Source organism: Paenibacillus vortex V453, assembly GCF_000193415.1.
GTDB lineage: Bacteria > Bacillota > Bacilli > Paenibacillales > Paenibacillaceae > Paenibacillus_AQ > Paenibacillus_AQ glucanolyticus.
In genome coordinates, this window is sequence record NZ_ADHJ01000037.1 from 103,389 (window position 1) to 115,115 (window position 11,727).

At 47.5% G+C, this 11,727-nt stretch carries 6 protein-coding genes and 1 pseudogene; all 7 read right to left on the reverse strand.

All coding sequences use genetic code 11. From position 1 onward, the window contains the following. Positions 1–154: 154 nt before the first annotated feature. Complete coding sequence (locus PVOR_RS18415; protein WP_006210948.1) at positions 155–5,368, reverse strand: S-layer homology domain-containing protein; 5,214 nt, start codon at positions 5,366–5,368, stop codon at positions 155–157. A gap of 650 nt (positions 5,369–6,018) precedes the next feature. Continuing rightward, a complete protein-coding gene (locus PVOR_RS18420; protein ID WP_006210949.1) occupies positions 6,019–6,591 on the reverse strand; it encodes a DUF1697 domain-containing protein in 573 nt (190 codons plus the stop codon). Then, positions 6,588–7,994 carry a protoporphyrinogen oxidase gene (locus PVOR_RS18425; RefSeq protein WP_040680738.1) on the reverse strand — a complete coding sequence of 469 codons (1,407 nt, stop codon included), beginning with the start codon at positions 7,992–7,994 and terminating at the stop codon, positions 6,588–6,590. The genes PVOR_RS18420 and PVOR_RS18425 overlap by 4 nt, the downstream gene beginning before the upstream one ends. Before the next feature lie 459 nt (positions 7,995–8,453). Continuing rightward, the gene (locus tag PVOR_RS18430) at positions 8,454–9,197 is read right to left on the reverse strand and encodes a GTP pyrophosphokinase (protein WP_006210951.1); all 744 of its coding nucleotides are present in this window, start codon (positions 9,195–9,197) and stop codon (positions 8,454–8,456) included. Positions 9,198–9,559: 362 nt separating this feature from the next. Continuing rightward, positions 9,560–9,877, reverse strand: a complete 318-nt coding sequence (locus PVOR_RS18435) for an ArsR/SmtB family transcription factor (protein ID WP_006210952.1) — start codon at positions 9,875–9,877, stop codon at positions 9,560–9,562. 172 nt (positions 9,878–10,049) lie between these two features. Beyond that, positions 10,050–11,000 (reverse strand): annotated as a pseudogene (locus tag PVOR_RS18440) (acyltransferase domain-containing protein); the annotation flags it as partial. A gap of 48 nt (positions 11,001–11,048) precedes the next feature. Beyond that, complete coding sequence (locus tag PVOR_RS18445; RefSeq protein WP_006210954.1) at positions 11,049–11,723, reverse strand: MBL fold metallo-hydrolase; 675 nt, start codon at positions 11,721–11,723, stop codon at positions 11,049–11,051. Positions 11,724–11,727 lie beyond the last annotated feature (4 nt).

An 11,727-nucleotide genomic window follows, 5' to 3' on the forward strand; every position in this document is an offset into this window, starting at 1 on the left:
CGTTTGTTCAAGCGTCCACTCTTGCAGGTTACGATTCTCCTATCGCTTTATCGGCTTCGATAGTGGAATGAATATCGATGAATCTCCTCATGTAAAAGAGGCCTTCACCCATGAATATGCTTGGGCGAAAGCCTCTTGTTCATTGAATAACTCGTTATTTCTCCACTTTCTCGAGCATGCGAAGAATCATCATAACCGCTTCCGCGCGAGTCGCGGATTCAAGTGGAGCAAATCGGTTACCCGAGCGGCCATTCACGATACCGGCATCAACAGCAGCGGATATCTCCTTCTCTGCCCAGGCAGGAATGTTGCTATGATCTCGGAAGGAAGATTCCGCATCCCCCAAGCTCAGTCCCAGGTATCTCACAAGTATGACCGCCATCTCTGCACGGTTAACGGTTTGATTCGGACGGAATGAACGATCTTCGTATCCCTTCACGATACCTTCGGATACGGCCCATTGAACGGCTTCAAGCGCCCAAGGTCCGATGAGGGAACTATCTTTGAAGTTCAGCGTCGCGGAATTCCCGTGGCCCTCCATGGCTTTTGCCAGCATCACCATAAATTCAGCACGGGTTACCTGACGGTCCGGTCTGAAGGTCTGGTCCGGGTAACCTCCAACAATCTCAAGCTGAACGGCTTGTTCAATGGCTGACGCGGCCCAGTGTTCACCGATGTCCGTTAACCCTGCCGGCTTGGGATCGGGCTTCGTTGCTTCTGTCTCTTGCTTAGCTTTACGATGAATGTTCAACTGATAGACCTTTGTCGCGCCATTCTCGGCTTGAACTACCAACCTCAGAATGTTATCCCCTTCCGTTAAGGGGATCAGCTGATCCGGCTTCACGGCTTCATCACCCAGAAGCACCTTGGCTCCGCTGTGCGCAGCGCCAACACGGAGCTGTACCGATTCGGCTTCCGTTTCAAGCCGATACTCCGTTGTATTCTGGTTGAACGCAGGAGATAGTTCTACCGCCTTGCCGCCAATGATCACTTCAAGGCCTTTCAGGTTTGTGTTGCCTGACCGTACGATACCTCCGGAAGAATCGGAACCAGAAGATGGAGGATTCTCCGATGAAGGAACAACCGAAACGTTATAGGCACGGATTGCAGCTTGCAATACTATCACTGCATCCTCTACATCCTTGGCTGTGGCTTGATCCTGTTCCGCTACGACACTGGCACTCGCAATGGCAGTCCGTAAAGCGGATCGTGCCGCTGCCGGGTACTGGCCCGGCGATGAGCCTTCTTGGGTTTCATCGAGCCTTTGCTGTGCCAAAGCAATCCACCTTTTCAGCTCTCTTTTGTCTACAGCTGCCGCCGGAGTTGTAACCGATTGATGAAGTCCATGGCTCTCTCCAGCCGCATTATAGGCTTTTACCGTAAAGTGATACAACGTATCCGGCTCCAGGCTGGAGACGGTATGTGAATACACGTCGTTCGTCACGTTAACCACCGGTTCACTCCGACCATTCTGATAGACGCGATAGCCATCCACGCCATCAGGTGCATTCGCCTCCGGCCAGCCCAAGGTTACACTTATTGGCGTAATGTCCGTAACCTTCAACTCTCCGGATGACCATACAGGCGCACCCGAAATGACCTCAGCATTCGTTGTAATCGTTAACCTGTCGCTTCGATCCGATTCGTTCCCTTGTTCATCCAGGGTAGTTACCTGGAATTCGTATACCGTGTCTGCCATCAGCCCTGTCGCTTCATACACACTCTCCGTTACAGTCGCTGTCTGCTGACCATTCTGATAGATATTGTAGCCCGCGACCTGCTGGTCCGGATGGTTCACAGAATCCCAGCCCAACTGAACCGAGGAGGATGTCACTCGCAGTGCCTTCAGATTCGTCGGAGCAGGAAGCTCCCCGCCTTCGGTTGTGAATGACCAAACATCCGATACGGTTCTCCCGCCGAATTCATCCTGTGCAAGAACATACCAGGAATACGTCGTCCCGTTCGATTGAAGCCCCGTCCATGGCTGCGTCACCACTGCACCGCTGGCAACTTTCTGCGGTGCACCCAAAGCCGCTCCTTTCAGATGATTCACTTGAATCGAATCCGTTGCCACCCTTTTCAGCTTCGGCTCAAGATCCAGATTCATCGTAAACTCGTCCACTCCTGGATTTGTATAATAATTGTACTTATCCAGGTATGGAGAATACGTATTCACGTAAATTTGATTGCTTTCCTTATCAAAATGCAGCAAGCGCAGATAGCCGCTGCCACCATCGGCATGTCCCTGGTAGTCCGCAAGCATCTGATAGACGGTTCTGTCCGGCGTACCGTCACCGTCATCATCCAGCTCATTCTTGAGCAGACTGGCTCCCGTGTAATGCCCGCTCAGAACAGCAACTACATTCGGGTTCGGGACGACCACTTCTTTGTATAACTTGTTTCCTACACCGGAACGCGTTCCATTGGCAAGCATGTAATCATGGAAATTCAGAAACGCGATTCGGTCCGGGTACTCAGCCAGAACCTCATTCATCCACTTTATGTCCTCGTCTTCGACTCCCCATCCCATATACATCATGATGTAGTCGTTGCCTTCGGCGGAGATGAGGTCGTAATGACCGCGATTATCCTTGTAGGAGCCACCGTAGTAGGGCTGATTCTTATAGCGGTCCTCTCCAAAATATTGACTGTAGGTCGTGTAATCCCAATCATAACTACCCACGTCATGATTACCGGCAAGCACGCCATGAGGCAAGTTTGCACTCTCCAGCATGTTCATATATCTGTCGGCTCGTTCCCACTGATATTGCGCCGTCGGATCATTTACGATGTCACCGGTATGGAACAAATATTTAATATTCATATCATCCATGGAATCGACGATCCAGTCGAATTGTTTCTGTTGAATGTGCGGGTACAGCTCTGTCAAGAACTGGGTATCCGATACCCAGACAAAGGTATAGTCATAATCACCTCGGGTGGGAATTTCATCCTGTACGATGACATCCACTTGGTTGCTCCGCACGTAGTCAGCTGCGGCCAATTCTCCACGAAGCGTAAAATCATCTTCGGACTGGGCGATATGTTTCGTGATTTCCGTCCACTTGCTTGTATTGTAATTCCACGCGTACATCGTGACCTTGCGACCAGAAACGGTATGTCCTTCCCAGCCCACTTCGACGACGTCGCCTGGTTCGGCGGCTTGCTCCAGGTCAACCTCGAAGCGGATGTAAGGGAACTGGGATGTAGAATCCACGGTAACATATTGATCGTTGGACTCGGAGATGAGTTTCAATTCCTCTTCTGTCAATACGGTTTCGCCAGCCGGAAGCTTGACCTTGGGCGGTTCTTCATCCGAAGCGTTCTTGGACAACTTCACTCGATCACCGCTTAACGAGTGATACGTATGCGCCTGATGGAAGGAAACCTCAAGCTCGTCATTCGATGGATCACTGACTTGAACCTTCAGCTCTGGCGAAAGCCCTGTTCCTGTCTCCTTATCCGCTGGTGACACCAAGACCGGTGCATTCGGATGCTCCTGAGCAGTGTTAAACGTAACGGAGCGTTCCGAACTGTTGCCGATCTTATCCACTGCGCGAATCTCCAGCTTATGATCACCAGGTGCAAGCTCCGATGATGAAGTCGCGTATGGCACCTCGATTAATCGACCGTCCAGTGTGACCTCCATACGATCCACGCCGGATACGTTATCCACAGCGGACACTTCGATCGGGATGTTCCCCTTATAAGACTTTCCCTCTTCCACACTCACATCGATTTCCGGCCCATGATTATCGGACTGAACGGTGGCAGATACTCCAGACTGGCCCTTTATGTTCAGTTGGACCGTATGCTGCCCGTCCGTAACTTGCGAGGTATCCCACGCATACGACAAAGCTTTTAGCTTATCCGCCGGAATGTCAAAATAAAATTCAACCAGCGGCAGAAACCGTCCGTCATCACCCAGATCATGAATCAGCGCAGGGTCGCTGTATCGCGGATCCCGTATCTCCGTTCCGTCTCCTAACAGAAGTCGTACATTTCGGACATTGAAGTCATCCATGTTCCCAGCAGGCTTGTTATCCTCGAAGTAGGTTCGCTCATTGTCGCCTGCCCGGAGCGTTATTTCGTTAATGCCGCTTGTCAGCCACTCGGGTTCAATCGGGACAGCGATCGTTCGATAACCATCTATATTAGCCTCGGTCTTGTAGAGAACGTCCTTGCCGATGGTTACCGTGTTGATCCCATCATCGATACCATCCGCTTCAAATACAAAGTAGGCTGAGTGCTCCATGACAGGCACACCTTGAACCCTCTGTCCATCTATAAAAAGCTCCAGGTCGTTGGATTCCGCACCATTTGCGGCGCCCCGGATGTACGTTGTGCCGGTTACCGTTTGTTGATGATCCAGGTTCAATCTGGCGCTTGCTCCATTCCCTGTCAGATCGACCTCATACTTGGGGCTCTCCACTTCTTTAAACGTATTGGACACCGTGAAGAAATACTCCAGTTTACGGTGTCCCAGCAGTTCAAGATAAGAGATCGTATGCCGGAAATCTTGCTTTCCTTCCTGGAGCTGAACGACCGTGTAATCATTTTGATCATCGACACGATAAGATAATGCCACAGAAGTGACCATTCGCGCATCATGAGCCTCGGCAATTATCTCCAGATTATCTCCCGGCTCTACGTCCATGGCTGTCGTGCGGTTCGTCACGGTCGGTTCCTTCGTTATATCGATATGTACCGGCTCCGACGGCACCTCAGAATGCTGTAATGAACCCGGCGTTGCCAGATGCTCCAGTTGGGAGGTCCGCTGCATTTTCTGGCTGCCGTCCTCAGGATATTTATAGAAGATCCCCAGATCAGGACCGTTATGGACTTCTCCGTCATTATAGAATGCAGACACGATCGGTCGCCCGGTGTTGGTCACTACCATGAGCTCCCGCATGCGCGAATTGGACATACCGCCTGAGAATATTTTTACCACATCGGTGTTCTCAGTCAGCTGGGTGCCATAGTTATTATTAAAATCGCCAATCGTTGATTTATTGTTCTGACCGTTAATAATCCAGAACACCAGCGTACCGCCGGCTGGAATGGTCACCTCATCAGGGACGTGCGCCCAGAGTGTGTCACTCTCCAAATAACGGTAGCGTATTTTGTAATTGCTGAAATCGATGGCCTGATCGGTATTGTTATACACTTCAATAAATTCGTATCCATCTGCAGTTCCAACATTTGTAGAATCAGGTACAAGTTCAGTAATTAACAGCTCCGGAACGGTATTGCCTGTAGCCAGCTGCTCGGCTGAAGCTTGTCCGATGCCAACGGTGAACGAGGCTGATAAGACGATACAGAGAATCAAGAAGCAGGAAATACATCGATTAAGGACGATCTTAGACATGGAAAACCTCCTAGAAATGATTTGTTGAGCAATCAATTCAGTTTCCCAATTCTCCAGGTCTCCATGGGATCTCCAAATTTAAAATTAAAGCGTTTTCATCACAAGCTCCTTCACAACGTTCGATTCAGGTTGTCCCCTCGAGGAGTTGCGTACCCCATCACCTCCTGAAATCAATAATTGCATATTCTGCCCGGTTTTTAAACCACTTTATGTAAAATTTGATAAATGATATATTAGTCCCGGTAGTCCCTTCCACCTCTAGTCACAGGGAACCATTTGTCAGGCATTCTTTACTATTAGATATGGACTTGGGCTCCATTTACTGCACAAAAAAAAGACCCCGCGAATGATATCGCAGGATCCTTATGAGTGGGAAGCGATTTGAAGTTCGTTATGCAGCAATTTTCCAATTGCTAGGGTGCCTTACCTGAAAAGAATCGAAGAAATCTCGCTCTTCTTCTCCTTTTGCGAGTGTTCATGGCGAATCAACTGCCTTTCGGAATGACATCAAGTTCTTCCGTCCGTCGATTGACAATACCACTTCCCACTTATTCTATATTTACCCGCTCCTCAATAAACGAAACAACTCTCTTTCAAAACCATCTTTTCAGAACGTCGATTGCTCATCGATGCGAGTTCGCCCCATTCAACTATTGAGGCGGCTCATTCTGCATCTCCATGGCCAGCTGTGCCAGCTTGTTCATCGTTTTCCAATTCCGCATCGTGACGGGTAGACTGAGCTTGGACAATTGCCCTGCCAGCTTGGAATTCCGGACGCTTTCCTTAAATAATAAATAGACCTCTTCACCTATCGCTTCAAAGGCTTCCTTGTCGTTCGCATAGTTCTTCAACTTCTCAACCTCTTCAGCTGCAAGAGCCGCAGGCAGCATGGCAACATACAGGCTTTCAAACTCTGAGGCTTCCTCGGCAAGGCGAATACGTTCTTCTGAGAAAGGACAATTCCGAATAATCCCTTCGATTTCCGAGGAGGTTCTGAGCAGCACCGGCACTGGGAAGCCGAACACTTCAAGTATGCCCTGCTCCATCTTTGCACGCAGAGCTGCTTTGGATTCCGCGGATTGAAACAGTACGTTTCCGCTCTGAATGTAGGTTTGTACATGGGTTAGCCCCATGCCCTCCAGCATCTTCCTTAAATCGGCCATTTTTATTTTATGGTGGCCCCCGACATTGATCCCTCGAAGCAGTGCAATGTAGATGGTCATGTGTTTGCCTCCTGATTACGTTCCATAATCTGACCAGCCGTATTCTCACCATTCGCAATACAATCCGGGATGCCTACCCCATAGTAAGAACATCCCGCAAGAATCACGTTAGGATACGAGTCTTTTAGTTTGCGCTCCAATGATTCTACAACCTGTCTGTGCTTCAAATGGTAATTCGGCATGTCGTCATGCCACTTCGTAACTTCACAGGAGACCGGCTCTGCCGTAATACCCAAGCTGCGGTTGATGTCCTCCATCCCGACCTGCTTCAATTCATCGTCCGTTAACCGGATTAACTCCTCATAATGCGGATTGGAGCTCTTGTAGAACAATCTCATCAATAATCGCTTGTTCTCGGAGGTATGCTCCCATTTCCGACTGGTCCAGGTGCAGGCATCACACTTCAAATGTGTGCCTTTGCCCGTAATGAATCCTGTGCCATCATAAGGAAGTTCTTCATCTTGTATATCAAAAGCAAGATACACACTGATGAGGGATTTGGTATACAGCTGATCGAAGTCTTCGTTAAGGTGTGGATCTTGCAGCAATTCCTTCGCAGATGAAGCCAGCGTGCTCAGCACAACATAATCGGCTTCAAGCTTCTCTCCGTTGGAGAGTGCAATTTCATAGCCATCAGCTACTTTCTTCAGCTTCGCTGCTGCTGTTCCTTTGTAAATCTCTGCTCCTGCTTGAGAAACCGTATCTTCCAGGGCATCAATCAAAGCCGAGACGCCGCCTTTGAAGGAGATGAATTTCTTGTTTCCCGCACCCAGATACTTCTGCTTATTCTCTGCGAGGCCGCCCATGATGCTGCCATATGTATTTTTGTAATCAAGCAAATAGGGGAAGGTGGAGGCAATGGTCAAGTCATGAAGATCTCCGGAATACACCCCTGATATGACCGGAGCGATCTGCTTCTGCACAATCTCCTTGCCAAGAAATGCTTCAAGAAACTCCCCCAGCGAATCATCCCTGGTGAATGTCTCATTGGGCGTGTAATAATCTTTGAGCGCCACTACCTTCCCCTCCGCGGATACGAGCTCACTTTCGGCCAGCGACCTCAGGCTAAGCGGTATGCCAAACACACTCTCGTCCGGAATTTTCTTCAGTCCCTCGCTTGTGTAAATAAAAGAGGTTCCCGTGGCATTATACACAACCTGATCCGTTAGCTGAAGCTCCTCCAAGAGCGGTGCCACATTCGTTTTTCGGGACACGATGGAATCCGCGCCGGTTTCCATAATAAACTCGCCATTCTGAACGGTTCGAATTTTCCCTCCAAGCGTTTCGCTTGCCTCAATAAGCACCAGATTCATCTCCTGATGACGAAGCTTTAACTCTTTTTGCAGGTAGTATAAGGTTGTAAGTCCGGTAATGCCGCCGCCGATCACTACTATAGTTGTCACTATATACACCTCAATTATGTAGGTTCTTTACAATCTCATCCATGTTACTTACCATTGTATCCAATTCATAAGTATATCATAGAAGCAGTCCATCGAATGCCGCCATTCCCTCAATATTGTGAACAGTCTTTTCAGCAAAAGATCAGCATATCCAGCCGGGATGCAACGAAAAAAACTCCACGAGATGCCTCGCAGAGTTTTTTAAAGTGGGAAGCGGTTATTACCGTTCACAAACCATCATTACATTACTTAGGATGTCTTCGGAATAATTCAGGCGGTGCCTTCCTTATTCCTCGTTATATGCTTCATGGGTATCAAGTCCTTTCGGTAATTCCGACTTTAACAGTCTTGTTATCCGTCTGGTGTTGATGTGACTCTCACTTCCCACTTAGGATATATATACCCGTACCACTGCCGATGAAACATGTTGCACTTGATATCTTCGAAACAGACTTAACCTTATTTCTCCTCCGTGAATACCTCAAGCAAGCCCGCTGGAAGCTCATACTTGCGATTGTTAATCTGAATGCTCTTCAGCTCCTCCAGCAATGAATCCTCACTCTCTGAATCTTTGATTGCTTGTACCTCATGATGCAATTGTTCCATTTGACGGTCCAGCGCATTGGCGGTATCCGCTGCATTCTTCAGCTCCTCCAGCAGCTGCTGAGGAACCGACTTATTATATTTGTAGAAGATCTTGTGCTCCAGACTTGCCCAGAAATCCATGGCAATGGTTCGAATCTGAACTTCAACGCATACCTTTTCAACCCTGTCGGAGAAGTACACCGGTACTTCTACTAGAAGATGCAGGCTTTGGTATCCGTTCGGCTTCGGATTCTTGATATAATCCTTCACATTAAGAACCGTTAAGTCGCTTTGCTGCTGCAGCATATCGCTGATTTTGTAAATGTCGGAAATAAAAGAACAGGTGATTCTTAAACCTGCGATATCCTTAATGTTATCCTCAATCGAGCTTAGGGATATGTTTCCGCCTTTACGAAGCAGTTTCTTCATGATGCTTTCCGGTGACTTCAGGCGGGATTTCGTATGTTCAATCGGGCTATAATCATGAAGAGCCTGGAACTCCTCTTTCAATATTTCCATTTTGGTTTCAATCTCATCTAATGCGAATTTGTATTTCATCATGAAACGGGTAATTTCATTCCGAATGATTTTGAGCTGTTCGATTTGCAAAGAATTCATGGGATACTTCCTTTCGATTGTGTGATTCAGAGTCGTTTTTGACTCGATCGTAATTAAATATCGCTTGCTGATTACATACTAGAAGTTCCGTTCCCTCTCTAAATATTAGTTGAAAAGGAGGGGTGCCTGCAACTTTAGTGCAATAACGCAAAAAAGACGCCGCAACCATTTCAAGTTGCCCCGTCTTCATCCTATGCCGATATGCTGCTGTTTGACTTACTTTACGCCGCTGTTCGCGCGGACTTTCAAGACTTCTTTTCAACAAAAGGTTACAACGAAACACACATCATAATATAACTATATGATTATATTTAGAATAAAAAAAGCCTGGCAATTGAACAATGTGACCATCGTTAATCACATTAATATTTCATATCACTTTTGTTCAGCTGCTTAAGCATATCTTGTGGAGACGGCATCTCATTCAATACGGCCTGAATGTATGGCTTGTCTGCAACATTGAGCGAGTAATGTACCCATTGTCCGCGCCTTTCTTCATTCACGATTCCCAGAGATTTCAGTTTTCTTAAATGTTGGCTGACACCTGGTTGTGACATATGCAGCACGTGAACGAACTCGCACACACACCATTCCCTCTCTGTTAGCAAGATCAGCATCGTCAGTCTTGTCTTATCTCCCAGCAGCTTTAGCTTATCTGAGATGATCTCCAAACGTTCCATTCTCTGAACCTCCAATACCATCTTGAGCCAGATTCCATCCACCGTTGATATATAATCATATAGTTATCATTCAATCGCAATAAAATTACTATTACTATCATGAAGCGCAGGTTTTATTTCTCGGGCAATCGCAAAATAATCTTGGTTTCGACAACCGAATCTCACTTTGCCATCATGTCGTTACCCGTTCCCATTTTATTTTGGACAGTACCTGCTCCAGCCTGTTCATATCCTTGTGAAAAGGACTAAGAACCGAATGTAAACTCTGGACTCCGTCCGGGCCAAATAACGAATGATTGTGCTTTATGAAGGTTGTAAGTGTTCCCCCTGGCCCCAAATCCACAAAAATCTTATCCTCCATGGGCAGCAAAGTTATCAAGGCATCGCGAAAGCGGATCGGTTCCCGCACCGTGTTCCATAAATATTCGGGTTCAAAAGAAGCACAGGCCCCGCCAGCTAGAGCTGATATGACTCCTGCTTGAGGAGACTTTAAAGAATATGAGGTTGCATAACGCTTATATAGCGCTCCGGCAGGATCTATCCACTTAGAGTGAAAACCATAATGAATAGGTAATCGCTGATACATCACTTTGCGGTCTTTTATATAGGACTCCACTTCAGAGAGGCCTGCTGCTCCACCTGAAACGACAAAATGATTGTCAAAATTAACCGAGGCAATCTCACAGTTCCGATAAAGCTCCGGTTCGCTATGGAACAGCGATACTTTTTCAAGAATAGCGATCATCCCTCCCGGTTCGCAATGATTCTGTACGATGTCCGCTTGAACGACCAAACTCTCCAATGCTGAAGTGTAATCCAGCGCTCCGGCAACGGTGCATGACGCAAATTCCCCCAGACTAGTACCAAACACATAATCAGGGTAGATCTGCTGCTCCATAAATACCTGGGCTAAGGCATATTCGATCATGAATATGGCGGGATGTGTGAGCGGCAATGAGTCAAATGGTTGACTTATTGGATAATCCTTATCGTACAACTCGTCGATGACCGAATTTCCGGTTATTCCGTAATAATATTGATCCAGATGCCGCATCCAGTGGCGGAACACCGGTTGATCTCGATATAATTCCCTGCCCATTTGGTAGTATTGCGAGCCTTGCCCGGAAAATAAAAATAACGATGGATTTCCCCACCTTTGTTCACTCCCCTATCATCGAAAATTAAATACGCTTTTCTGATTCGGCCTCATTCTGAAATCGACAAAATGCTTGCGCGAATCCAATTGAAAGTAAATATTCTGATCGTACAACCTTCTTATGGTTTGGCCTGGCTCGGCCCCGTAGGAATGACCGGGATACACACGCAAGTCCGGGGCAGCCAAAGCCTTGATCTTTTGGATACTCTCAAACATCGCCTCAGCCGAACCGCCTGGATAATGGCATCCCCCACAGCCCTCTATGAATAAAGTGTCTCCAGTAAATACGCAGTCCTCCAGCAAAAAACACATGCTTCCCGAGGTATGTCCGGGTGTCCACAAGCAGGTGACCTTCGTTCTCCCAATCGAGATGACTTCTTGATCCGAGACACTTATCAGGTTTCTGCAATGGAATCCGTAGTCTTCAATTTCCACATTCGACATGAATACGTCACATTCAAAAATCTCCGTCAGCACCAAGGTCAAATTCACGTGATCATAATGGGAGTGAGTCAACATAATCCCCTTCACGTCTGCATTCAAATCGTTCAGCTTGCCGAGGATGGCATCGAGTTCCCATGAAGGATCGATTAACAAGGCAGAACGACTGCTTTTGTCCAAAACAATATAGCAATAATTAATGTAAGGAAGCGAGACCGTTCGTAGTGCAAACACTTCGTAATTAACCATTGTC